This is a genomic window from Mucilaginibacter sp. Mucisp86 (genome assembly GCF_047324315.1).
GTDB lineage: Bacteria > Bacteroidota > Bacteroidia > Sphingobacteriales > Sphingobacteriaceae > Mucilaginibacter.
Map to the genome: position 1 here is coordinate 6,584,013 of NZ_CP168503.1, position 26,131 is coordinate 6,610,143.

A 26,131-nucleotide genomic window follows, 5' to 3' on the forward strand; every position below is an offset into this window, starting at 1 on the left:
TTATCTTCCCAAATGAGAAAGTCGTTATTAATTTTCCCGCTATTGCTTGCGTTTAGATTATCTGCTCAAAACGCGCAACAAATTCATCAAAAGGCCATTTTAATTGACACACATAACGATGTTATTTCAAACGAGCTGATAACTGGCTCCGATTTAGGCAAACGGCAAAACGAAGGAAATTTTGATTTAGTTCGTGCTAAAGAAGGCGGACTTGACGCGCAGATCTTTTCTATCTGGTGTGGTGAAAGCTATGGCAAAGGGACTGCCTTTGCTTTTGCAAACCGGGAAATAGATTCGTTGTATGCGCTTATCAAACGTAATCCTGATAAAATAACGTTAGTACGCAATACCAAAGAACTTAAAAAAGCAGTTGCGGATAAAAAGCTGGCTGCGCTGATAGGTGTTGAGGGCGGGCATATGGTCGAGGATCGGATGGATTATATCGATAGCCTTGCTAAACGTGGGATGTGTTACCTTACCTTAACCTGGAATAACAGTACCTCATGGGCAACTTCGGCGCGTGACGAAGTTACAAAAAAAGATAGTTTGAGACATTTAGGGCTTACCGATTACGGTAGGCATATTGTTAAACACCTGAATGAACTTGGCGTTATGGTTGATGTATCGCACGTTGGTGAACATACTTTTTATGATGTGCTCGCAACTACTTCAAAACCCGTCATCGCCTCACACAGCTGTGCCTACAGTATTGACCCCAATCGTCGCAATTTGAAAGACGAACAACTAAAGGCGCTTGCCAAAAATGGAGGCGTGGTATGCGTTAATTTTTATAGCGGTTTTGTAGATAGCACCTATACACCCAAAGTACTTAAGTTTTTGGCGCAGCACAAAGCAGAACTTGATTCATTGACAAAAGTTTACCATGATGTCGACCTGGCCAATATCCGGATAAATGCTATGTACAAAGCTGAATCAGACAAATTAAGGCCGCCCCTTGAACTGCTGATCAAGCACATCGATTACATAGTAAAGCTGATAGGAGTTGATTTTGTAGGTATAGGATCCGATTTTGACGGGGCCGAATCCTATCCGCTTGGCTTGGACAGTGTGGCTGACTATCCCAAAATAACTGAAGAGTTGCTTAAACTTGGGTATAAGCAAAAAGATATAGATAAAATATTGGGCGGAAATGTGATGCGGGTGCTAACGGCAAATACGGGCAAATGATGTCACTTTGTTGACGATATGCGCTTTGCCTTATGCGCTTAAAATCGTAAATTCGCAACTCATTTATAATAAAATGTCTCAAGAAACTGAACACGTAAAATGCCTCATCATAGGCTCTGGTCCTGCAGGTTACACTGCAGCTATATATGCTTCCCGCGCTGATCTTAAACCAGTTATGTATACCGGCTTACTGGCAGGCGGTCAGCTTACACAAACTACCGAAGTTGAAAATTTCCCGGGCTATCCGCAGGGTATTATGGGTCCTGAACTGATGGAAGATTTCCGTAAACAAGCTGAGCGCCTGGGTACTGAAATCCGCTTTGGATATGTTAGCTCTGTTGATTTTTCAAGTTTGCCACATAAGGTTGTGGTTGATGACGTAAAAACCATCACTGCCGATACCGTAATTATATCTACCGGCGCTTCGGCCAAATGGCTTGGCCTGGAATCTGAACAAAAATACAGTGGTTTCGGTGTTTCTGCCTGTGCTGTTTGCGATGGCTTCTTTTTTAAAGGCCAGGATGTAGCGATAGTTGGCGCCGGTGATACTGCCGCTGAAGAAGCTACCTATTTGGCCAAATTGGCCCGTAAGGTGTATATGATCGTTCGCAGGGATGAGTTCCGCGCTTCCAAAGCTATGGTTCACCGTGTGTTGAATACGCCAAACATCGAAATTTTATATAACACCGAAACCAAAGAAATTTTAGGCGACGGCCAAAGTGTTACCGGTGTTAAGGTGATCAATAATCAAACCAATGCTGAAACTGATCTTGATGTTACAGGATTTTTCGTAGCAATTGGCCATCATCCTAATACCGATATTTTTAAAGGCTGGTTGCATATGGATGAAACCGGTTATATCATCACCCGTCCCGGTTCAACTGAAACCAACGTTGAAGGAGTATTTTGTGCCGGCGACGCTCAGGACCACATTTACCGTCAGGCTGTAACAGCAGCCGGTACCGGTTGTATGGCTGCTATTGATGCTGAACGCTACCTCGCTGCCAAAGAGCATGTGGTGACAGCTTAAGTTGAACCCCGCCCAAACCCTCCCCTAAAGGGAGAGGGCTTTAAAAAAGCGACAGGTAGCTATACTTGTCGCTTTTTGCTTTCAACTCCCCCAGTTGCCGTGTCCTCACGGCAACTGATCCGCTTCAAAATAATACATGAATGTTGTCGTGAGGACACGACAACGGGGTGCTTTTTTGAGGTTAGATTAACGAATTACGGGAATCTACTAAATTCCAATAGTAAGTTCAGATAAGCACCTGATTAATCATCGAACAAACGAACTAATATTTTACACATCAAAACTTCTTATATTTTTTTAAAAAGTTTTATCTTACGGGCTCACACTAACCTGTTAGATAAATTATGTATAAAAAGGCTTCTTTAGTACTGCTTGCCGTGCTTGCAGTGTACACCACCACTGTAAACGCACAAGACGCGGACCCAAACCTGGGAATTATCCCAGTTCCCGTTTCATTGAAAAAAGCTCCCGGTCAATTTGTTTTGAGCCAGGAAACTACCGTCCAGGCAGATACCCCTTCAAACAAAGCTGTAGTATTTTTAAAAGATTACCTTGCCAAAAACCAGGCTTATAACAAACCGGTTGTTGTAAAAAGTGGTAAAAGCGCCAACGTTATAACCCTTACGGCTGCGGGTACTGATGGTTTACCCGCCGAAGGTTACCGTTTAACCATTACGCCACAACAGGTTATTGTTGCAGGTAAGGGTGCCGGATTGTTCTATGGTGTGCAAACGCTGCTGCAGCTGATGCCTGCTGAACATGCCGCTACCATCAAACTACCGGCTGTACAGATTGAAGATTATCCGCGTTTCGGTTATCGCGGCGCTATGCTTGATGTTGGCCGTCACTTTTTTGGGGTAGAAATGGTTAAGAAGTACATCGACCTGTTAGCAACCTATAAACTAAATACCTTTCACTGGCATCTTACCGAAGATCAGGGATGGCGCATAGAAATAAAGAAATATCCTAAGCTTACCCAAATCAGCAGTATGCGCGCTCAAACATTGATAGGAGGTTATCATGACCGTACGCCGCAACAATTTGATGGTACACCTTATGGCGGCTTTTATACACAAGACCAGATTCGTGAGGTTGTTAAATATGCATCAGAAAGGTTTATTACCATAGTACCTGAAATTGAAATGCCGGGGCACTCTAAAGCTGCGCTTGCCGCTTATCCCGAGTTAAGCTGTGACCCATCAAAAACGTATCAACCGGCTGAAACCTGGGGCGTATTCAACGACATTTATTGCCCTAACGAAAAAACATTTGCCTTTTTACAGGATGTGCTGACTGAAGTAATGGCACTTTTCCCGAGCAAGTATATCCACATTGGTGGTGATGAAGCTCCGAAAGATGCCTGGAAAAACTCGCCATTTTGTCAGCAGTTAATTAAAAAGTTAAAGCTGAAAGATGAGCACGCGTTGCAGAGCTATTTTATACAACGCATTGAAAAGTTTCTAAATTCAAAAGGCCACAGCATCATTGGCTGGGACGAAATTTTAGAAGGTGGCCTTGCCCCTAACGCTACCGTAATGAGCTGGCGAGGCGAAGAAGGAGGCATTGCAGCAGCGCAACAAAAACATGATGTGATCATGACGCCGGGAAGCAACGGTTTATACATTGACCATGGCCAGGGAAAACCAAGCCAGGAACCATTGAGCATTGGCGGTAACGAACCGCTTTCGAAAATTTACAGCTATAACCCTACTCCTGCTGTATTAACGCCTGATGAGCAAAAATACATTAAAGGTGTACAGGCCAATTTGTGGACAGAATATGTAGCCACAGATGCTAAAGTAGAATTTATGCTGTTGCCGAGATTGCTTGCGCTGTCAGAGATTGCATGGTCGCCATTGGCCAATAAAAATTACACTGATTTTGCTGATACACGCTTACCGGGACATTTGGCATGGCTGGATAAAAACGGGTTTGACTATCATGTGCCAACAGCTATAGGTGCAAAAGATACCGTAATGATAGGCAGTAAGTTAAGTGCTGTACTGAAACCATCTGTTGAAGGAGCAAAAGTTCATTATACTATTGACGGTTATACCCCACGCGAAACAGATTTGATTTATTCTACTCCTTTGAATTTGGATATACCTGTTGATCAGTACCGCGAATTACAGACTATTGTGATCACTCCTTCAGGTAAGCGCAGCAATGTGACCCGTACATTGGTTTATAATAAAGCGCCGATGGCCGCCGTTACTTATACAGGTGCAGCAACAGGCCTTAAGTATCAGGTTTTTCCCGGTCTTTATACCAGTACAAATCAATTAGGCATTATGCCTGCCGACAGCGGCCTAACCAAAACCTTTAATACAGCCGATCTGCGAAAAAATAAAGGTAAATATGGTGTGATTTATACAGGATTTATTAATATTGAAACCGATGGCGTTTATGGCTTTGCAACGTCATCTGCGGGTGGTTCGGTTTTATTAATTGATGACCAACCGGTAGTTGATAATGACGGAAGACATTCCATGAATGAACAAATGGGAGCTGCGCCGTTGTTAAAAGGCTACCATAAGGTAACGGTAAAATATTTTGACCAGGGAGTTGGCCCTGTATCGTTAAAAGTGTTTATTACTGCGCCTGGCAAATCAAAAGCCGAGCTAACACCAGATACGTTATACAACTAAGTTGAACGAAAAAAATATGACTAACAGGTTTTACCTTTTTGCGCTTGCGATAAGTGCATTAATGGCTGGATGCGGCGGGCAGGAAACAAAAAAGCCTGCCGCTCCTACGGCACCTAAAAAGCCGGAGCTGATGGCGCCTTTCAGGTTTCATAAACTGATAGAGGTTTCGCCGGGACAAAGCTATGATATTTTAAGCTGGGGCCGTGGTGCCGAAGAAGCCGGTTCGTTCATGATATTACATTCGGATTCGTCAGCCATAAAATATACTACAACAACCGGCGATCTGGATGGCGCTATTATCGACGTTTACAATTCGGATATGGATGTGGATGGCAATCCTGAAATCCTGATACAGGCGAAATCGAAAGATACGACTAATTATACATCTATCTACGCCTTTGAGTTCAACGGCAATAACAGTAAGGCCAATAAGCTTGACTTCCCGAAATTAACCAGCTCGCAGCGTAAAGGCTATCGCGGCAATGATAATTTTTATATTAAGGAAGGTAAGCTGATGCGGGAGTTTCCGATATTTAATGGTAGCGGCAAAGATGCAAAACCCTCAGGAGCAAAACGCCAGTTGGAATATGGCTTACGTGGTAATGAATTTACGGTAAAACAGCTGAGTAAAGATTCAACCGATGTAAAACAACCGGACAATCAGCCTGCTAAAACGGATGAGAAAAAATCTTCGGATAAACAAAGTTCATCATCTTCATCAAAATCATCCAAGAAAAAGCATAAAAGACATAGAGGATAATATGCAAACGTCATTGCGAGGCACGAAGCAATCCCCAACAGGCAGGTTCACCCTGTATAGTTTGCGATTGCTTCGTGCCTCGCAATGACGTTTTATTTATGCCTTGTTTCTAACCACTTTCGGAGAAGGATTTCAACTAACCTCTTATCTCCAACCTCTAATCACTAAGTTTGTATCACCCCTACATTAAAAGCTTTTTCAATTGGCGCATGATTGGCGGCCTCAATACCCATTGATATTACTTTACGGGTTTCGAGCGGATCGACGATCCCATCAACCCAAAGCCGGGCAGCAGCATAGTATGGGGTTGTTTGGGCGTTATATTTATCGGTTATCTGTTTCAATAACTCTGCTTCTTTTACCGCGTCAATCTCTTCGCCTTTTGCTTTGAGTCCCGCCTCCTGTATCTGCAGCAGGGTTTTGGCTGCTTGTCCGCCTCCCATTACTGCAATCTTAGCCGATGGCCAGGCATAGATCAGTCGTGGATCATATGCTTTACCGCACATGGCATAATTACCAGCGCCATAGCTATTGCCTACAACAATGGTAAATTTAGGTACAACGGAATTTGCCACAGCATTCACCATTTTTGCACCGTCTTTGATGATGCCCCCCTGCTCCGACCGGCTGCCTACCATAAAACCGGTAACATCCTGCAAAAACACCAGCGGGATTTTCTTTTGATTACAGTTCATGATAAAGCGGGTGGCCTTATCTGCCGAATCGGAATAAATAACACCGCCAAACTGCATCTCTCCTTTTTTTGATTTGATCACCTTGCGCTGATTAGCTACAATTCCTACAGCCCAGCCTTCTATCCGGCCCAGGCCGCAGATAATGGATTGCCCGTAACCGTCTTTGTAGGGTTCAAATTCGGAGTTGTCCAGCAAGCGGAGAATAATCTCCATCATATCGTATGCTTTTTCCCGGTTATCTGGCAATATGCCATAGATTTCCTTTTCATTGAGTTTTGGAGCTGATGACTGGATCCTGTCGAAACCGGCTTTGGTATAATCACCGGTCATGCTCAGGATATTGCGGATAGAATCGAGCGCAGCTTTGTCATTAGGCTGTTTATAATCGGTAACACCCGATATTTCACAGTGGGTTGTAGCACCGCCCAAAGTTTCATTGTCTACATCCTCACCAATGGCTGATTTTACGAGATATGATCCCGCCAGGAAAACAGAGCCTGTACCTTCTACTATCATAGCTTCATCGCTCATAATAGGCAAATAGGCACCACCCGCAACGCATGAGCCCATAATTGCGGCAATCTGGATAATGCCCATGCTGCTCATGATAGCATTGTTACGAAAGATTCGGCCAAAATGTTCCTTATCCGGAAAGATCTCGTCCTGTAAAGGCAGGTAAACGCCCGCCGAATCGACGAGGTAAATGATAGGTAATTTATTTTCGATAGCTATTTCCTGGGCGCGAAGGTTCTTTTTTGCTGTTATCGGAAACCAGGCCCCGGCTTTTACAGTGGCATCATTAGCAACAACAACACACTGCCTGCCGGAAATATACCCGATACCGCAAATAACACCGCCGGAGGGGCAGCCACCATGTTCGGCGTACATGCCATCGGCAACAAAAGCGCCAATTTCCAGCCATGGCTTGTCTTTATCAATCAGGTAGGCCACCCGTTCACGGGCAAGCATTTTGCCCTTTTCTTTTTGTTTGGCGGCGGCCTTTTCGCCGCCGCCCTGATAAACTTTGTTAAGCCGGGTGTTTAGCTCATAAACAAGCTGCTTATTAATATCTTCATTTTTATTGAATTCGATATTCATAATTGGTTTTAGATAGGACAGGTAATTTAGAAAATTTCCTATCTAAAAAAGGAAATTGCAAACGGTTTTGTTTTAAAGAGGAAAACCTGTTACGAGTTTGTGGAGTATAGCTGGCGGCAAACATTAGTAAATAATAGTCACCGCACCGCTATGCACTTGTTTAGATGAAGGGGTGTTGATCACATAATAATAAACGCCAGTAGGAAGTCTTTTTCCTTTATAGGTCCCGTTCCAGGGTACGGCGTAGCCCTGGCTTTGAAAAACCAATGTGCCGTTACGGTTGTAAACACTAACCTTGTCCAATTCTGAAAGGCCGGTGATAATCCAATTATCATTGGCTCCGTCGCTATTGGGTGTGAAAGTATTGGGGATGTGAATGTCATCGCAGTGGCTGGTAATGTTAATAGTTTGTGTGGCACTGCAACCATTATGGTCAGTGACCCTTAGACTAACTGTCCCCAAGCTGCCTGTGTTGAAATCAGGTCTGCCGGGTTGGCCATTCCACTCATAAGTTACAAAGCCCGGGGGAGCCGTCAATGTGATGGTTTCATTTGAATATTGGCATAAACTGGCATCTGGAATCGACAATGTGGGTTTAGGCAAAAAGCTAACCGGCATATTTTTAAATGCGGTGCAGCCTCCTGGAGTGCTAACCGTTGCTGTATATGTGCCCGAATGGTTAACGTTAATTTGATCAGTAGTTTCGCCCGTCTGCCATTTTACAGTTCCGTTTGAAAAGCTGGCCTTCAGTGTAATAGTTTCGCCGTCGCACAGATTGGTGTTAACGATCTGCTGAATGCTAATATCCGGCACCGCATCAAAATTTAAAGTATAAGGATCGGATAGGGTGCTGCAGGCAGTTATATTACTGCTGACGCTTAAACTGTATTTTCCGGGTTGGCTGGCAGTTATATTAGTTTTATTTAATTCAGCGGCCAGTAGATTCCCGTCACGGAACCAGTTTAACGTATAAGTACCGTCGTTGGTGAAGTTGGTAGTCAGGCTGGCGATATCACCTGTACAATAACCTGGCTTATCGGCTGTGATAACTGGCTTTTCCAGGTTAATAAAATCAATGGTAAGCTCATCTGAGGCAACCCACGAGTTTGAACATCCCCGAACCTCCACTTTATATTTACCGGCCTGAGTAACCTGTAAGTTAGGTGCGGTTGCGCCGTTTAAAACGCCATCCCGGTACCAGCGGTATTGATAAGGGCTCCAGTTGATGATCTGTGATCCGTCAATTGGTACCTGACTGCTTATCGTTGCCTGTTCTCCATCGCAATAAGCTGCCTTATCCTGTTGAAGTACCGGCTTGGGGACAGGAATAAATTTAACTTCAACTTCCTTTGATGAAATCCAATTACCTGCGCAGGCGCTTACTTCCACCTTATACTTGCCGTTTTCGCTGATATCAAGTGATGCACTGGTGTCACCATTTAGTACGCCATCCTTATACCAGCGATAAGTGTAACCTGCTTTATCATCAGTTTTAAGGTTAGCGACGGAGCCTTCGCAATAATTCAGTTGATCTGGGTAATTAAAAGAAAAAACCGGCGCTGCTATTTGCGTTACCTTAAGATGGTTGCTTTCCACATGCAAAGGCGAACATGGATCATATAACACAGCGTAATAATCGCCTGAGTTTTTTATTGTAAGCTTGTTATTGCTTTCGTTAGGTATCTCCTGCCCATCTTTATACCATTGTATCGTGTTTCCGGAAAATGCACTGTTTTGTACAATAGCATCAACGGTAGTGTTGGCGCATATGTCTAACTGGTTTACATTAAAAGCCTGGCCATCAAATTGTATGCTACTAAATTGCTGCGTTGGAGTTACGTAAGGGCCGTAATCAGGTTTGAGCAAATACAAACCGGTAGCCGCTGCTACCCACACACCATCTTCACAAACCGGGCTGGAATATGATGTGGCATTCACGCAGATATCATTGATTTTGGTATTGCCGAGCGCGTCATAATGAAACAGAGAATATTCAAAAAAGGCGGACTTGACATATCCTGAATTACTATAGTAAAAGCCCTGGTCTGTTCCTATAAGTAAGTTCTCTTTTATAAGTCCTTTATCTTGCGAGGTCCCGAAATAGCGCAATCCATAAATCGAAGCGATTTTATTTACGTTGATACCAGGCAGGTAGGTATAATGCTCCTTGTCAGAATTGTTAGAGTAAACCCTGGAATTTTGGAACAAGCCCTTTTCTGTTCCCCAAAACTGGTTCATTAACGATCGGGATAGCGATCCGTAATCAAAGGCGTCCGTCACATTACCGAAGGTGCTATAGGCAGTATTGATTTTTTCACCGTAAATACTATTGTTGCCATACCATAAAAAGCCTCCCCAGGCACTATAGGTGGTAAGCTCCATAACACCATACAGCTTCAGCGCATCGGGGTAGCTGCCAAATTCGAGGTCGCTGAAAAGCTCAGAGCGGTACGTTGCATCAAAAATCTGTGAGGGCACGTGTGAGGGTTTGGGCATCATTACCTCCTGTTCATAATCATAATTGCACCGGCCATTATCTGTACCAATAAGCAAAATATGATCTGCCAGCGGATGGCCGCCTAAACCGTTGGTGTTATCCCCAAAATAGCTACCGGTGTAATCTATACCAATGGATAGAACAATGCCCGGTATCCCTTTGGCAGCACCTATAACCTTGATTATGCCATTTTTCAACTCAAGTATATTACTCGAATTTGTCGCTACAAATACCGTATTGGCATCTGTGCCGGCAATATCAACAAACTGGAGATTATGGTAGGCACTAAAAAAGCCACTATAATCGTCAATACTTTTAGTGATGCTGTTGATCCGGTAAACCGTCTGATTTTGCGCAAGCACCCACAAGTAGGGGTCTTTAAAATCGCGCTTAACTTTCAGAATATTTTTGCCATTTAAGAAAGTGCCGTTCAAATGAAAATCTACATCCTGCCCACAGGCGCGATAAGCAGAAATAACGATCAGGGACAACAGCAAGTAACGAGAAAGACGCATGATAAGGTTTTGCAACGCGAAGTTAATCAAATACTATAAAAATCCGCAGCTCGTAAACCGACATATATTTAAGAAGTAGCACATCGATTAACGATAGGTTGCAACTCGTAATCAGCATATGTTTTAATCTGGATTATATCGGTGGTCATCACCGGTAACGAGATGTGCGAGGCTACTTAAAGTACGGCCTGACTTTGAGAAATAGATGGCTATTTCTGTATAAAAAAGTGTGTATTTTTTTTCAAAAAATATCTTTTATTTTTTTAATATAATTACTTAGCTTTCAGATAGTTTAAACGAGCTTAATAACTTTATATACACCTCCAGTTCGGAGATATATTATTATAACCGATTTTTAAACCTTTAGCCTCAACTTATCATGCCAAATTCAGAACAAAACCCCCAATCTTCAACAGAAGGCACTGTTACAAACGATGCCCTGAAAAATGATGCTGCCAACCAGCCCGACAATCCTCAGCTTTCACCAAAGGAGCAATTTACTGTGGTTGCGCTTGTCGTTTCTGCAATGATCATCTCGATGTTTATAATCATCGCATGGTGGCCTGCAGACCCAACTACAAACAAGAATACATTGTATTTAAATAAACCCTTTCATGTACGCCCTATTACACCGGGCGGCAACGAAACCAAGGCCTCAGATGGTAAACATAAAGCTACAGCAGCTGATACGATTGCCGCGCTGACAAAAAAATTGGCTGAACAGCAAAAACGTAGCGACGTCCTGGCTAAGGATACGAGACCAGATTCGATAAAAGCCCTTGAGGTTTTAAAAAAGGTTATTGAAGAAACTCAAAATGCATTGAAGAAATTAAAGGATAAGCAGGAAGCCTCGGAACATACTTGCGCTGCAAAATGTGTCAGGAAAGAGTGCCCCGGATCTGCGGAGAAAATCTGCACCATTCAAATGGATAATCTCCTGCTTATCCTTGTTGCCGCAGCAGGTTTCCTGGGCAACTTAATCCATGTAGGCAGGTCACTGACTTTTTATATCGGGATGAAGAGGTTTCAACGAAGCTGGTATCCGTGGTATATCATAAAGCCTTTTACGGCATCAGGCCTGGCACTGCTGATTTATTTTGCAACAAACGGTACTTCCAGCCCGGGAACTAATGATCAGGGTACTTCAATTAATTTGACGGCAATTATGCTAACAGCCGGATTGGTGGGATTATTTACTGATATAGCGACACAAAAGCTAAAGGTTATATTTGAAGCAATCCTAAAACCGGCAGATACACATCCCGGAGCAGCAAATACATCTTCGCCACAACCGGCCGCCAAGGCTGCTATAGTAGATATGACTAAGGTAAGCCCGGAGAAGATTAACACTAAGGGGGTAAACCATATTAAAATACCCGGTCAAAATCTGAACCTCAAGAATTTGATTATAACGATCAATAATCAGGTGATTGATAAATCGGCTATAACGATAACTCCAACCGAAATCAGTTTTGACTACCAACCAACAGGTACCGACGCAACCGCAACTGAATTCGTGCTTTCGGTAAAAGATGCTACGGCTAATCTCGATGCAAAGAAAACATGGGCTGCTGCTTAACAACCGGCAAAACAGGAAGACTTTTCTTTCTAATTTACCCCTGGGTGTTTCAACAAATTGCGGTGCAATGGCATTAGCTTAATCAGACAACCGGATGCCGGTAGCATATTAATATAAAGGCACCCGGTGGTAGTACTGCAACAAAAATATAATATACTCGGCTTTATCATTTTGTGCTAATACCTAATCAACCTGCATTATGAATAATTTGTATTCCAGTCAATCAGCCAAACTGCCGGCATTCCGGAAGCTGAGAGGGTACGCTTTCGACCCCAGTTTATCCCTTAAATTGGATACTTCTGCTGTTAATGATCTCGTTTATAAAGTTCCCTGGGAGAGTGTGGAACCCGGCCCCGTAGGCGAATACCTGGAAGTACTTGATTATGACCCCACAACTAAGGAATATTACACACCTGTTAATTTAGATAATGCCTATGTTCTTGCACAGGATGGTCTTGATCCGAGCGAAAGTAACCCCCAGTTTCACCAGCAAATGGTTTATGCGGTAGCTATGATAACAATCCGCCATTTTGAAAAATCGCTTGGCAGAAAAATCCTTTGGGCATCGCGCCTGTTAAACTATAGTGAAGGAAAAGGCTATGAAACGTATGTTAAACGACTCCGGATTTATCCCCACGCATTAAGAGATGCAAACGCTTATTATAGCCCGGTAAAAAAAGCTGTTTTGTTTGGATACTTTTCGGCAATGCCCGCCGATGAGACACTGCAGATGCCTAATTCTCTTGTATTTACCTGCCTTAGCCATGATATTGTTGCGCATGAGGTAACCCATGCTCTGCTTGACGGCATGCACCGCAACTACAATGAGCCCAGCAACGCCGATGTGCTGGCGTTTCATGAAGCTTTCGCAGATATTGTAGCGCTTTTTCAGCATTTTACATTCCCGGATGTATTGAAACACCAGATTGCTAAAACACGTGGCGATTTGGCAAGTCAAAACCTTTTGGGCCAATTGGCGCAACAATTTGGGTCATCTATCGGATCATATGGCAGCCTGCGCGATGCACTAGGACATATAGATGAAGCAACTGGCAAATGGGTACCAACAATTCCTCATGCGGATGATTACAGAAACATTATGGAACCACATGCCCGTGGCAGTATTTTGGTTGCAGCTGTTTTTGAGGCATTCATTAATATTTATAAAAACAGGGCCGCAGATCTGCTGAGGATTGCGTCGAACGGAACCGGGATTTTGCCTTTAGGTGAATTACATCCGGATTTAGTTAACAGGCTGGCAGGCGAAGCCGCTAAAACAGCCGGGCATGTACTCAATATGTGTATCCGTGCCTTGGATTATTGTCCTCCTGTAGATATTACCTTTGGCGATTACCTGCGGGCAATTATCACAGCAGATGTTGAGCTGGTTGCGGATGATAGCCGGGACTACAGGCTGGCCTTTATTGATGCTTTCAGGCGGCGCGGTATTTATCCCCAGGGAATTAAAACCCTGAGTATTGAAAGTTTGCAGCAACCAATGATTGATATCGCTTTCAAGGCAACTGGAAAAAAATTAAGTTTTAAGGATCAATCCGACCAGGAGAAAACGCAAAATGACACCGGGCAACTATTGTTGATTATTGGCACCTTTCTAAGGGAATATGGCGACGCGATCAAATACGTATCGGACAGAAAAGAGATATATGATCTCACCCGTTTATATATCGCCGGGAAAACAAAAAAAAATAAAAAAATACAAATCCTGGGCCTGCATGACCGGTTAAATATCAAATTCTCATCCTCCAAAGAATTTGCACGAATTACCGGACTGGCCTTTTTGGAAGAATATATTGACCTTGGTATCAAGCAATCAGGAAGGTATACAGGCCCATCATTTCAGATTCAAAACCTGAGACTTGTTAACCGGGTAGGTCCTGAAGGTAATCAAGTTAATCAGGTAATATTTTCTATCGTTCAAACCAGCAGGTTGATTTGCAGAGATGACGTCTTCCTGCCCGCAAGCCAGAAAACCGATGATGAAACATCGTTCGATTTCAAAGGCGGCTGTACGCTGATCTTTGACCTTGACAGCCTGCAACTTAAATACGCCATTAGCAAGCCCCTTATAGATGTAGACTGTTTTACCAACCTGGATAAATGCCAGTTAAACCTTCAGCGATTAAAGGCTCAGTATAATTTTCTGAATAACGACGGAGGATCAGTTAATGGGTTTCAACACGGATTTTCGGGCCCGGCGTTCAGGAGTACAGAACCTTTTGCATTTCTTCACCAACATTGAACCTGTCATGACAACAATATCAACAGAAAAAATAACCCGGGCAGATGTACGCATGTACCGCATGGGTACCGGCGATTGTTTCATTATTAAACTATTTGCCGGAGAAAAGGAAAAATATAAGATCATGATTGATTGTGGCACATGGCAGGGGGCAGAAGAAAAGCTGGTTCCCTATATCACCGATCTTAAAGAACATGTCGGCAATACTATCGATCTCCTGATCGTTACCCATGAGCATAAAGACCATGTTTATGTTTTTGAAGCCTGCGAAGAATTGTTAACAAAGGATTTTAATATCAAAAGCATCTGGATGGCCTGGACGGAAAGCGACGACGACGAAAAAGCGCAGCAATGGCTCAGGGATTTCGGCGATAAGAAAAAGGCGCTAAAGAAAGCGGCAAACCAAATGAACAAAGCCCTTCAAGACCCTGAATTTGTAAACCAGTTTAAAGATGAAAAAAGCGGCAATGAGCTAAAGGCAGCCCGGGAATATTTTGCCGGCGCGTTAAACTCTTTTGCCGATTTGCAATTCGCGTTAAAGGACGGAGACTACGTCGGCATGCTGAAAGGTATGGAAGTAGTTAAAAAGCAAATTGCTGAAGGTAATAAAATTGAAATCAGGTATTGCCATCCCGGAGAGATTATCAGTAATCTGCCGGGCGCAGAAGGAGTTCGGTTTTATGTACTTGGCCCGCCTTTGGCCTGGGAGCAGGTAAAAAAGGAAAGCGGCGGGGCCGGCGAGAGTTATGCGCATAATAATGAATTGGCCCACAGCGATGCATTTGCCATGGCAGTTTTGGCCGAGGATAAACAGGATTTTAAAAACTTGTTACCCTTTGACATGAAATATGTAAGCAAAGACAGCGAAGACCAGCGCCAATATTATGAAGACAAAGCAAACCAATGGCGTAACATTGACCATGATTGGTTGAACAGCGCCGGAGCACTTGCCTTAAGGGTTAACAGTATGACCAACAATCTTAGCCTGGCGCTGGCTATTGAGTTTGAAGATAGCGGACGGGTGATGCTATTCCCCGGAGATGCTGAATATGGCAGTTGGGAAAGCTGGCATAACATTTCCTGGCCTCAACAAGATTTTACAAAAGACCTGTTAAACCGTACCGTCTTTTACAAGGTTGCACACCACCTTAGTCATAACGGAACAGCCCAGCGGTTGGGATTGGAAATGATGGGCCACCCTGACCTTGCTGCCATGGCAACACTGGATTATGAAATCATCAGTAGTGGTTGGAAGTCAACAATGCCCAACAGGGCGCTAATAGACGAATTGCTGAAGCGGACCAAAGGCAGGTTAATGGTCATGCATGAGGACGGGATTCCGTATGATAAAACATCAAAAAAAACACTTACCAACGTTATTCTTAATGCAAGGGCCAATATGACGGAAAAAGAACGGGTAGATTTTGACAAGAATTTTATCTCCGAGCCATTGTATTTGGAGTATAAAGTTAATGGCCTAAGCAAAAAAGAAGTAAAAGCCAGAAAGAAGCAAAAATAGCATCAACTGAGATATTAAACATGATGCTCTTAAACAGAAGAAGCCGTAGCAAAAATGCCAGGCTTCTTCTGTTATTATTTAAAGCGTTTTTTAACCAGCTACTTCAACTTCCTGATTTTTAACTTCATTAGGGCGACCGTTTTTAAATGCTTTACGCGGCGATAAACCAAGCAATTCAAACATAGCCATATCAGTATCAAAAGATGGATTTGGAGTGGTAAGCAATTTTTCGCCTGCAAAAATTGAGTTAGCGCCCGCCATAAAGCAGAAAGCCTGTTCAACAGTGCTCATTTCAGTACGGCCCGCAGATAAACGAACGACTGTTTTAGGCATAATAATACGCGTAGTTGCAATCATACGTACCATATCCCAAACAGAAACACGTGGCTGATCGGCCAGCGGGGTTCCGGCCACAGGCACCAATGCATTAATAGGCACCGATTCCGGATGTTTAGGCAGGTTCGATAATGTTTTCAGCATCGATACCCTGTCTTCTACAGTTTCACCCAAACCTATGATGCCACCGCTACATACGGTGATCTTGGCTTTGCGCACGTGCTCAAGCGTTTTCAGGCGCTCATCGTAAGTACGGGTAGTAATAATACGTTTATAATCCTCTTCAGAAGTATCCAGATTGTGGTTATAAGCATATAAGCCGGCATCGGCTAAACGCTGGGCCTGGCTTTCGGTAAGCATACCCAGGGTACAGCAAACCTCCATATCAAGCTCATTAACAGCTTTTACCATATCAATTACCTTATCGAAATCGCGATTATCACGTACTTCGCGCCAGGCAGCGCCCATGCATAAACGTGAAGCACCACCGGCTTTTGCTTTTTCGGCAGCTGCAATCACCTCATCTTTCGGCATTATCGCATGCACATTCACACCCGTATTGTAACGAGCTGCCTGCGGGCAATACGCGCAATCTTCAGAACATCCACCGGTTTTTATCGAGATCAGGGAGCTGATCTGCACTTCTGCATAATCTTTATTTTCGCGGTGTATAGTAGCTGCCTTGTATATAAGATCAAGCAGCGGCGTATGGTATATTTCGGCTATTTCTTCTTTAGTCCAGTTATGTCTAACTTCAGTCATCAGTTTCAGATTAAATTCGTCCCAACAGTGTTATTAAGTTATTGTAAACACGCAAATATTCAAAGATTATTTATAAATATAATACTTTTGATATCCCAGCAAAAGAAACTTGCTATATAACAAGGCTTTAAATATTCTTCGGTTTTAGCTTTACTGCTTCAAAAGCAATTTGGTGGCAAGATATAATGGTAATAGAAAGCCAATACAATCAGTAAAAGTTGTGATGATGATCGATGATGCTACAGCGGGATCAATCCCTACCCTTTTTAAGATCAGCGGAATCGAGGCCCCTGTTAAGCCTGCTATAATAAGGTTACCTGTCATGGCCAAAAACAGTACAAGACCAAGCATCGGGTTTGCGTCGTAAAAGAAAGCCACTATAAAAACAATAAGCCCGTTTGCAGCGCCGTTGATCATGCCAACCAAAAACTCCTTCAATACGGTGTTATAAGCCTGCTTATCTGAAAGGTCACTCAGTGAAATACGTCTTACGGTTACTGCCAAAGCCTGCGTGGCCGCATTACCGCCCATCCCTGCTATAATGGTCATGTAAGCCGAAATAATGGAAAGCTTAGCAACGGTATCATCAAAAGTACGGATAATAGATGCGGCAAGGAATGCTGTACCAAGGTTGATCACCAGCCATGGTAAACGGCTTTTGACGGCTTCTACCCAGTTACCGCTTAGTTCTTCGTCTTCAGATACACCGGAGATCTTCAGGATGTCCTCTGTGTTTTCCTCCTCCATTACGTCGATGATATCATCTACCGTAACACGACCAAGCAGTTTCATGTCGTCATCAACAACCGGGATACTGGTCAGGTTATATTGCTTGATCAGGCGAGCTACTGCTTCCTGGTCAAGATCAGCTTTTACATAAACAAAATCGGTAGTTACCAGATCGCTGATCCGTGCATCGGCGCGGGCTTTGATAACGGATTTGATGGAGAGGATCCCTTTTAGGATATCATCGTTATCAACCACGCAGATGGTGTAAAACTCTTCCATCTCTTCAGATTGACGGATAATCTCCTCAAGCGCATCCTTCTTATCGTGATTGATGTTTACCTTGATGATCTCAGAGTTCATCAAACCGCCGGCGGTATCTTCGGCGTAGGTCATCAGGGCACGGATGCTGCTGGCATCTTCATGGTCAAGATCCTCTAAAATCTCCTGCTGATCTTCTTCATCAAGCTGGGATATGATGTCGGTAGCATCATCGTAGTCAAGCTCTTCAACTATCTCGGTACGTTTCTCGGGATCGAGATTTACAAGTAACTCGGCGGGGCCGTGTTCTTCATCCATCTCGGATAAGACTTCCGAAGCAACGTCGGCCGGAAGGATATTGATGATCCTTTCTTTTTCCTCCTGCTGAAGTTTTTCAAATAGTATGGCAATCTCCGAAGCGTGGTATTCCTTCAGAACAGTCTCTAACTCAGCATCATCGGCTTCGAGCGCTGTTTTAATGCGGAGCAGGTCGGTTTTATCTAAATCAAAAGATTGCATACCCGACTAAATTAAGACAATTACACCACAATTAAGGAATTAAATCGGCACAAAAACAGTGCCTGAAGTAGTAAAATAATGCAACGCAACCGTTAGATGCTGTGGTTGTATTTAATCTTAGTGCCATTAACTTTACTTAGCTTATAAAGCGCCTGTTCAACCTGTGTTTTACGGATGGAAAGCTGGATATTGCAGTCATTATCAAAAGCCTGGTTAAGTACAATAAGATTCTCATCTTTAATAATGCGCATTACATCATTCATCTGCAGGTAATCAAACGAAACAGTGTAAACGTCATTCACTGTTTTTGAAATGACAACAGCCTGGTTTATCGCCTCTTCAGTTGCTACTTTATAGGCGTTAATTAAACCGGGGACACCCAATAGCGTACCTCCGAAATACCGAACCACTACAACCAATATATTGGTTAGATCTTTAGATAAAAGTGTATTTAAGATTGGTCTGCCCGCGGTACCCGAAGGCTCCCCATCATCATTAACCCTGAACACCGAACGGTCGATAGTTAAGCGCATGGCCCAGCAGTGATGATTGGCCTTTGGATGTTCGGATTTTAATTGGGCAACAAGAGCCTTGATATCATTTTCAGAATTGATAGGGAAAGCATAGGCCAGGAATTTGCTGCCCCGGTCGCGGAAAATACCTTCAGCAGGATTTTCTATAGTTTTATAAGTATCGTCAAAAAGCATTCAAAAATATTACAAGTGCAGGAAGCCCAACGTTTGCGGAAAATAAATAATAACAATAGCCAACAACGCTACGGCTATACCTATTTTATTGAGCAAGCTTAGTTTTTCTTTAAATACAAAAATGCCCACCAGCGTGCCAACCACAATAACGCCAATGTTTACTGATGAAAATACCGTGGATGGATTATTAGCCAAAGCCTGGTGTGCCTTTAAATAAAACAGGATATTACCAAAATTAGCAATCCCAAGGATCCAGCCTATAACAATCTGCGGCAGGGAGAACTTAGTTTTTTTAATGGATACCTGGTAAATTAAACCTGCAAAGGTTAATACAAATGCAATAATAAAAATCACAAATATGGCCGTGGTAAAAGGCACATTGCTAACCTTGGTAAGTTGTTTTAATAGTACATCAATAACGCCAAAACCGAGGAAAACTATTAAAAGATAAATCCATGAACCTTTTTCAACTTTATTACCAGCCGATTTTTGCCACGGGACAGAACAGATAATAGCAATGAAAGCCAGTATAATGCCAATGGCTTTTACTGTACCTGTTGCTTCGCCAAATAAAACAAAGGCTGCTAATATTGGAATAAACAGGGATAACCGCTGGGCCACATCTGTTCGTACAATACCAGCCTTGCGTACCGATGTAGCCATAATTACAAACACCGCCGGAAACAGGATACCTAAAGCCAAATAGTTATAAACGGGCCCGTTCTGAATGATGCTCAATTGAGGTTTGAAAAAGAACCAGGTGAGCAAAATAGCCATGGAGTAATTCCAGGTGATGGCCTGGTAAACATCTACATGGTAACGTTTTGCCAGTTTTAGCAAAATAGATACGATAACACTACAGCAAATACTTAAAAAAACGAACAGCATTTATATAACTGGCTTATTGTATAACATTTGTAAGCGGTCGGCGCCTACAGGATATTCTTCGGCAAGTATACCTGTTATTTGCGGCGCTTTTATACCTTTCCCTAAAACTTTATTGCCGGTAAACACCCGGGCCTCATCCCAAAGGCCGGCTTCAATAAATGATTCGAGCGTTCGCGCACCACCTTCAATAATAACTGATTGAATATCCTGAAGATATAACTGGTACAAAATATACTGAGGTACAAAACGCTCAAAATCTTCAAGCGCTATATACCTGTTTTTACCGTCCACATCAAACTTAACCTCGTTAAATATCAACGTTTCGGAAGATTGATCAAATATATTCAACCCTTTATTTAATTCTAGTTTCCTGTCAATCACCACCCGCTTAGGCGAAGGGCCATCCCAATAACGGGTATTTAATTGCGGGTTATCACTTAATACCGTGTTTTTACCAACCAGTATGGCGTCTTCCTCGCTGCGCCATTTGTGAACCAGTTTTTTTGATTCGGGGCCGGTGATCCAAAATTGGCTACCATCGGCAGGAGCAAAAAAGCTATCCTGCGTTTGCGCCCATTTCAGGATAATATAAGGACGGTGTTTTTGTACTTTAGTGAAGAAACGACGGTTGAGCCATTGACATTCTTGCTCCAATACTCCGGTTATTACTTCAATACCGGCAGCTTGTAGTTTTTCAATGCCTTTACCGTCAACCTGGGCAAAAGGGTCGCGGCAGCCAACTACAACCTTTGGGATCTGGTGCTTGATGATCAGATCGGCACAGGGCGGTGTTTTGCCATAATGTGCACAAGGCTCTAACGAAACATATATAATTGAATTTTTGAGCAGTTCGGCATGGTTATCAAACTTTTGGGTAACCTGTGCAATGGCATTAACCTCGGCATGGGCCTGGCCATATTTCTGGTGATAGCCCTCTCCTATTATTTTGCCATCGTGAACCACAACCGCACCAACCATGGGATTCGGGCTAACATAACCTGCTCCTAGTTGGGCAAGCTCCAGACAGCGGCGCATATATTTTTCATATTCAAGCATGCTGCAAAAGTAGCTTTTATGTTACTTTGTTGCATGATTACGATTAAGGATGTTTTTGAAGATTACAGGCAGCAGATAAATGGCGTTTACGATACCAATGAAACAGAAGCTGTTACATTGCTTGTTGTTGCCGAAGTTACCGGCTTGTCGAGAGCTTCCATAAAAGCATTTCCCGAAAAGGAGTTAGTTGCAGAACAGGCTGCCCAGATCAAAAACATCCTCACAGAGCTAAAAACAGGTAAACCCATTCAATATATTTTCGGTGTTACTGAATTTTATGGCTTACCATTTAAGGTGAACCATTATGTGCTTATCCCGCGGCCGGAAACAGAGGAACTGGTTGAATGGATCATTGAAGGTGAAAGGTTAAAGGTGAAAGGCGAAAGGTTTTCTGTGTTGGATATAGGCACCGGGAGCGGTTGTATAGCTATCAGCCTGAAAAAGAATTTATCTAATGCTGACGTATCCGCAATAGATATATCTGAGGGAGCTTTGCAAACTGCTAAGGAAAATGCGCTACTAAATAAAGTTGAGGTTAATTTCATTCATGCCAATATTCTGAATATCGACCCTGGAAATGGAATTACGAAATATAACATCATTGTGAGCAACCCTCCTTATGTTACGCTTGAGGATAAAAAGCAAATGCATAGTAATGTTACGGATTTTGAGCCGCATACCGCATTGTTTGTCCCCGAGCATGACCCGCTGGTATTTTACCGGGCTATAGCCAATTTCGCGTTAAAGAGCCTAATGGATAATGGTCTGCTTTATTTTGAGATCAATGAAAACCTCGGCAACGAAACTGTTCAACTGTTGGCTGATAAAGGCTTTAAAAACATTGAGTTGAGAAAAGATATGAGCGGCAGGGATAGAATGATTAAAGCACAGCTATAAAACTAAAGCTTATCGCTTACTACGCCTTCAAACTTGTAATAGTTGCTGTAAAATAACCAGTAAGCTATACTTAAATTTAACGGGATAAGCATCCAAAGCAACTTGAACATAATGATCCAGAATAGTATTATAAATAAACCCAGGATCCATTGCAGGTACTTATCCATATTAAGTCCGAACCAATAAAGCAGGCAATGAAACAACATTGCGATGCTTATAGTTACAAGCAACAGCTCTGCAGCCATTAAAGGGTTAAACCTGCTGAAAAGCCAAACACCTTCGGGGAGGAGCAAAAAGAAATAGACAAGAACAAAGTTCAGGAAAAGCTGCGGCCTGCTGTATGGAAAATTGCGGGAGAAGCCAAGTTCATTCTCTTCAAATTTTCTTTCCTCAAATATCAAAACAATATGTGCTGTAACTACGGCGAGGATAGCAATGCCGGCTACGCGCAAATCTGTTTTAACATCTGCAAATACATAAAACACACCTGTAATAATAAGCCATGACAGCGCTTTTGTTATAAAATAAGGCACTTTCCGTTTATCAAACAGATGATATATGTAAAGGCTGAAATAAGGTTTTCGCCATTTGCTGCTTAGTTTTAATAGCAGCGATTGATCATTACCATTTATAAGCCGGGCAATTTGATTTGTGTAGATTACTGCGCTTAAATAAGCAAGCGCTATTAAATATAGCAGAATGCAAATTGGCAATACATAATAATGGTTGGCAAAACCTACAGCAATTGTAATTAAGGCGTATACCATTATTGGCGATAATATAGCAGCCTGCGCCCAAAACCAGCTTTTTAATTGTTGTTGTTTACTTAGGGCATTACTGCTGTAAAATAAAAAATGCTGACCCGAGGCGAAGATCTGCCCGGATATATAATGCCAGCTTTTAATGGCGTATATCAACCAAGTCGCAAACACAAGAATCATGACCGCCGAACTGCTATCCATAGCCAGCATTAAGGCTTTATGGTAGCTGATTAAATATTGAGGAGGCACAACGCCAACCATCGCTAAAAATACGAACAACAGGATTCCCGCATGCACTCGGAAAAAACCGCCCGCGAATATCTTTAACAATACATTGGTTAGCGGCTTCATTAGCTGATAAACTTTAGGGTTTGATCCTCAACGAGGAGTTCACCTGATACGGGCAGTGAGCCGTCTTCCAGTATTTGGTGCGATGATAATAAAAAACTGGTTCCCTCCTGCTCATATCTCTCCCTGATCCAGGTATTGAGTATTGCTAAGGATGCCGTGTCAATGGTGATTAATGGTTCATCTAACAGGATCAATTTGGGTTTACCTAAAAAGGCAAGTAATAAGGAAAGCTTTTTCATCATACCACTACTGTAAGTACCAACAGGGCGCTCGACAAAACTTTGCATCCCCATGCTTTTAATGTACTTATCTTCCTGCCCTACCGAGGCATCTTTGGCATCAGCAAACAGCCTGATCATTTCAGTCCCGGTTAAAAAGTCCGGAAAAACAGGCTCGGCTTCAGCAAAGTTCACCAGCTTGCGGTAAGCCACTGGCTGCTTTTTGATGCTGATGCCATCCCCAAGCAATATGTCACCATCAAAAGCCAATATGCCGGCAATGGATTTTAGCAAAGTACTTTTACCCGATCCGTTTACACCTTTTATCCAGTAGATTCCGGCCTGTAATTGCAGGTTTTCAATTTTTAAAGCCGGGTAAGTACCGTATAATTTTGTAAAGTTTTGAAATTGCAGCATCGTTGGTTTGATAACAAAATGAACCCGTTGTTACACAAAAAAAGACGCCTAATGCGTCTCTAAATTAATTATCCGAATAAATCCGAAATCGAAAACCTCAATTCCGAAATTATAGTGCAGCTCCTTCAATCAGTGCGCTGTAAAACTCGCCAACGTCCATACCTGCTGCCCTCACCTGTTGCGGAATCAAACTGGCAGCCGATTGCCCCGGTGTGGTATTGATCTCAATAAAATAAAAGTCATTACTGCCTTCTAATAAAATAAAGTCGATCCTGGCCATGCCGCGGCAATTAAGGCGGGTATATACTTCGGTAACTATACCGGCAATTTCCTGGACTTTTTCGGCAGACAGGTCCGCCGGCGTTATTTCCTGTGTTACCCCGGAGGTGTATTTAGCCTCATAATCAAAAAAGTCTTTTGAGGTAATGATCTCTGTAGCAGGCAGCACTTTTATTTTGCCGTGCAGGCGGGCTATGCCAATGCTAAACTCGCGGCCTTTAATAAATTCTTCAACGAGTACCTGTGCGTCTTCCTGAAAGGCCCTGTTCAATGCTTCGGGCAAACCAGCTATGTTTTGCACTTTGCTCATGCCAACACTGCTTCCGCCATTATTAGGCTTAACAAACAGCGGGAACTTCAAATTAGCGGCAATGGTAGCCACATCATGCACATCGCGCTCAAATAAACGCATAGAATGTGCAGTGTGCAGGCCGTGGATCCCATTTACAATGGCTTTGGTATAAGCCTTGTTCATGGTAATGGCCGAAGTTGTGGCGTCACATGTATTATAAGGGATACTCAACATATCAAAATAGCCCTGCAGCTTGCCATCCTCGCCAGGGGTACCGTGAATAGTGATGAAAGCAAAATCAAACTTTATTTTTTCCTGGTTTAAGATGATGGTAAAATCGTTTTTATCTACATCAACCGTGGTATCATCGGCTTCAAAAAACCACCTGTCGCGGGTGATCAGGATAGTATAAACTTTATAGTTGCTGTTTGATGCAAGGTTTGCAGCTATATTTTTTGCACTGTTCAGGGATACTTCATATTCGCCGGTAAAGCCTCCGGCCAAAAGGGCAATATTTTTAACACTCATTTTATTTCGGATTTCGGATGTTCGATTTCGAATTTATTTCCAGGAGCAATGAAAGCGACCTGATTTCGAAGTCGAAATTAGAATAAATATCATTGCAAGTAATACTAAAGTTTAAATTTTGAGTTTAAAACTCCCGAAATTCTGCAATAATTAATTCCGAAATCGAACATCCGAAATCCGACATCCTAACACCCATATCCAAAATAATTCCTATGTTTGATACTTAATTAAAAGGTTTATCCTTATATATACTGATGAGCAAATTTGGGGCTTACTTAAAATCAAAATCATTCCGGAATAACTTATTGATGGCTATTGTAACCGTGATAGCCGTTGTTTTAATAGCATTTTTCAGTCTTGGTTATTACACCCGCCATGGATCGGGCATACCGGTACCAAAGCTTAAAGGCCTCACTATTGATAAGGCTATGGATATTTTAAAAGAACAGGGCTTTGGCTATAAGATAGATTCCGTTTACGTGCAGGATGTGCCCCCCGGCACTATTGTTGAACAAGATCCAGATCCGGGAACCAACGTTAAAGAAAACCGGGTAATTTACCTCACCATGGTAACGCTTCAGGCACCGCCCGTGAGCCTGCCCGATCTTGAACAAAGTAATTACCGCGAAGCTATCGCTACCATATCAAATTACGGTTTAAAAGTGGGTGACACCACATATCGTTCGGATATCGCCCGCGACAGGATCCTCGAAGTGCGTTTTGGCGGCCAGATCATAAAACCGGGAACCAAGCTCCCTAAGGGATCGAAAATAGATTTGGTTTTGGGCGATGGCGAGGGTGCGAGCGAAGTGGAAATCCCTGAACTGGTAAACCTTGATCTTGATGCCGCCCGTTTTGCAATAAAAGGTGCCGGTTTAACTGTAGGTATTATAACTTACCAGGGGACTATTACTGATTCGACCAACGTAGTTGTAGTTTCGCAATATCCAATGAAAACCGACTCGTTAAGCAAAACAAGTATTGGTACGCGCATTAACCTTACTGTTTCACAAGGTACCAAAACAGATGCAGTCCCACCGGCAAATTAAAGCTACTGAATTGCTTGAGCGTTTAGGGAAAGGCGAAAACCTGAACCTGGTAGACGTGCGCGAGGTTATTGAGTACCACACCTATAATATAGGAGGTGATAATATCCCGCTGTCGAATCTGGAGAGTGCACTTAACAGTTTACGCTACAACAAAACCGATGAGATAATCGTTATCTGCAAGGTTGGTTTAAGAAGCGAAACCGCACGAGCTATATTAGAAGAACACGGCTATACCAACGTGAGGAATTTAAGCGGCGGACTAATAGCTGTTCAAAAATTAAAATAAATACAACAA

At 42.8% G+C, this 26,131-nt stretch carries 20 protein-coding genes; 10 read left to right on the forward strand and 10 right to left on the reverse strand.

The features are described from left to right. Positions 1-12 precede the first annotated feature (12 nt). The 4 genes from ACEN9X_RS27405 to ACEN9X_RS27420 all read left to right on the forward strand — a co-directional run bounded on the left by ACEN9X_RS27405 (position 13) and on the right by ACEN9X_RS27420 (position 5,626). On the forward strand, positions 13-1,188 hold the full coding sequence (locus ACEN9X_RS27405; protein ID WP_413668159.1) for a dipeptidase: 1,176 nt from the start codon (positions 13-15) through the stop codon (positions 1,186-1,188). A 73-nt stretch (positions 1,189-1,261) separates the two neighbouring features. Next, the gene (gene trxB, locus ACEN9X_RS27410) at positions 1,262-2,218 is read left to right on the forward strand and encodes a thioredoxin-disulfide reductase (protein ID WP_090526227.1); all 957 of its coding nucleotides are present in this window, start codon (positions 1,262-1,264) and stop codon (positions 2,216-2,218) included. A 344-nt stretch (positions 2,219-2,562) separates the two neighbouring features. Then, positions 2,563-4,866 carry a family 20 glycosylhydrolase gene (locus ACEN9X_RS27415; protein ID WP_413668160.1) on the forward strand — a complete coding sequence of 768 codons (2,304 nt, stop codon included), beginning with the start codon at positions 2,563-2,565 and terminating at the stop codon, positions 4,864-4,866. 16 nt (positions 4,867-4,882) lie between these two features. After that, positions 4,883-5,626 (forward strand): hypothetical protein, encoded by a 744-nt coding sequence (locus tag ACEN9X_RS27420; protein ID WP_413668161.1) that lies wholly within the window; start codon positions 4,883-4,885, stop codon positions 5,624-5,626. Positions 5,627-5,790: 164 nt separating this feature from the next. Here ACEN9X_RS27420 and ACEN9X_RS27425 read toward each other — a convergent pair whose 3' ends face one another. Further along, the gene (locus ACEN9X_RS27425) at positions 5,791-7,419 is read right to left on the reverse strand and encodes an acyl-CoA carboxylase subunit beta (RefSeq protein ID WP_413668162.1); all 1,629 of its coding nucleotides are present in this window, start codon (positions 7,417-7,419) and stop codon (positions 5,791-5,793) included. 123 nt (positions 7,420-7,542) lie between these two features. Next, a complete protein-coding gene (locus ACEN9X_RS27430) occupies positions 7,543-10,431 on the reverse strand; it encodes a gliding motility-associated C-terminal domain-containing protein (protein WP_413668163.1) in 2,889 nt (962 codons plus the stop codon). A gap of 379 nt (positions 10,432-10,810) precedes the next feature. Between ACEN9X_RS27430 and ACEN9X_RS27435 the strand changes: the two genes are divergently transcribed. The 3 genes from ACEN9X_RS27435 (at position 10,811) to ACEN9X_RS27445 (ending at position 15,789) form a co-directional block, all read left to right on the forward strand. Further along, positions 10,811-12,010 carry a hypothetical protein gene (locus ACEN9X_RS27435; protein WP_413668164.1) on the forward strand — a complete coding sequence of 400 codons (1,200 nt, stop codon included), beginning with the start codon at positions 10,811-10,813 and terminating at the stop codon, positions 12,008-12,010. 199 nt (positions 12,011-12,209) lie between these two features. Beyond that, positions 12,210-14,270, forward strand: a complete 2,061-nt coding sequence (locus ACEN9X_RS27440) for a hypothetical protein (RefSeq protein WP_413668165.1) — start codon at positions 12,210-12,212, stop codon at positions 14,268-14,270. Positions 14,271-14,277: 7 nt separating this feature from the next. Then, positions 14,278-15,789, forward strand: a complete 1,512-nt coding sequence (locus ACEN9X_RS27445) for a hypothetical protein (protein ID WP_413668166.1) — start codon at positions 14,278-14,280, stop codon at positions 15,787-15,789. A 90-nt stretch (positions 15,790-15,879) separates the two neighbouring features. On the opposite strand, the gene bioB is transcribed toward ACEN9X_RS27445, so the two are convergent. From bioB to ribD, 5 genes are all read right to left on the reverse strand, one after another. Further along, a complete protein-coding gene (bioB, locus tag ACEN9X_RS27450) occupies positions 15,880-16,887 on the reverse strand; it encodes a biotin synthase BioB (protein ID WP_413668167.1) in 1,008 nt (335 codons plus the stop codon). Between the two features lie 150 nt (positions 16,888-17,037). After that, positions 17,038-18,393, reverse strand: a complete 1,356-nt coding sequence (gene mgtE, locus ACEN9X_RS27455; protein WP_413668168.1) for a magnesium transporter — start codon at positions 18,391-18,393, stop codon at positions 17,038-17,040. Between the two features lie 92 nt (positions 18,394-18,485). Next, positions 18,486-19,100, reverse strand: a complete 615-nt coding sequence (locus ACEN9X_RS27460; RefSeq protein ID WP_413668169.1) for an IMPACT family protein — start codon at positions 19,098-19,100, stop codon at positions 18,486-18,488. Positions 19,101-19,109: 9 nt separating this feature from the next. Further along, entirely contained in the window at positions 19,110-19,988 is an 879-nt protein-coding gene (locus ACEN9X_RS27465) for an EamA family transporter (RefSeq protein WP_413668170.1), read from the reverse strand. Beyond that, a complete protein-coding gene (gene ribD, locus ACEN9X_RS27470; protein ID WP_413668171.1) occupies positions 19,989-21,044 on the reverse strand; it encodes a bifunctional diaminohydroxyphosphoribosylaminopyrimidine deaminase/5-amino-6-(5-phosphoribosylamino)uracil reductase RibD in 1,056 nt (351 codons plus the stop codon). It lies immediately after the preceding gene. 33 nt (positions 21,045-21,077) lie between these two features. On the opposite strand from ribD, the gene prmC reads away from it, so the two are divergent. Further along, positions 21,078-21,941 (forward strand): peptide chain release factor N(5)-glutamine methyltransferase, encoded by an 864-nt coding sequence (prmC, locus tag ACEN9X_RS27475; RefSeq protein WP_413668172.1) that lies wholly within the window; start codon positions 21,078-21,080, stop codon positions 21,939-21,941. A gap of 2 nt (positions 21,942-21,943) precedes the next feature. Here prmC and ACEN9X_RS27480 read toward each other — a convergent pair whose 3' ends face one another. From ACEN9X_RS27480 to ACEN9X_RS27490, 3 genes are all read right to left on the reverse strand, one after another. Then, positions 21,944-23,053 carry a hypothetical protein gene (locus ACEN9X_RS27480; protein WP_413668173.1) on the reverse strand — a complete coding sequence of 370 codons (1,110 nt, stop codon included), beginning with the start codon at positions 23,051-23,053 and terminating at the stop codon, positions 21,944-21,946. Further along, positions 23,053-23,688, reverse strand: a complete 636-nt coding sequence (locus ACEN9X_RS27485) for an ATP-binding cassette domain-containing protein (RefSeq protein WP_413668174.1) — start codon at positions 23,686-23,688, stop codon at positions 23,053-23,055. Before ACEN9X_RS27485 ends, ACEN9X_RS27480 begins: the two co-directional genes overlap by 1 nt. Before the next feature lie 109 nt (positions 23,689-23,797). Continuing rightward, the gene (locus ACEN9X_RS27490) at positions 23,798-24,787 is read right to left on the reverse strand and encodes a D-alanine--D-alanine ligase (RefSeq protein ID WP_413668175.1); all 990 of its coding nucleotides are present in this window, start codon (positions 24,785-24,787) and stop codon (positions 23,798-23,800) included. Positions 24,788-25,041: 254 nt separating this feature from the next. Between ACEN9X_RS27490 and ACEN9X_RS27495 the strand changes: the two genes are divergently transcribed. Beyond that, complete coding sequence (locus ACEN9X_RS27495; RefSeq protein ID WP_413668176.1) at positions 25,042-25,836, forward strand: PASTA domain-containing protein; 795 nt, start codon at positions 25,042-25,044, stop codon at positions 25,834-25,836. Continuing rightward, positions 25,814-26,122, forward strand: coding sequence for a rhodanese-like domain-containing protein (locus ACEN9X_RS27500; protein WP_413668177.1), 309 nt, complete (start codon positions 25,814-25,816; stop codon positions 26,120-26,122). Before ACEN9X_RS27495 ends, ACEN9X_RS27500 begins: the two co-directional genes overlap by 23 nt. Positions 26,123-26,131: the final 9 nt, after the last annotated feature.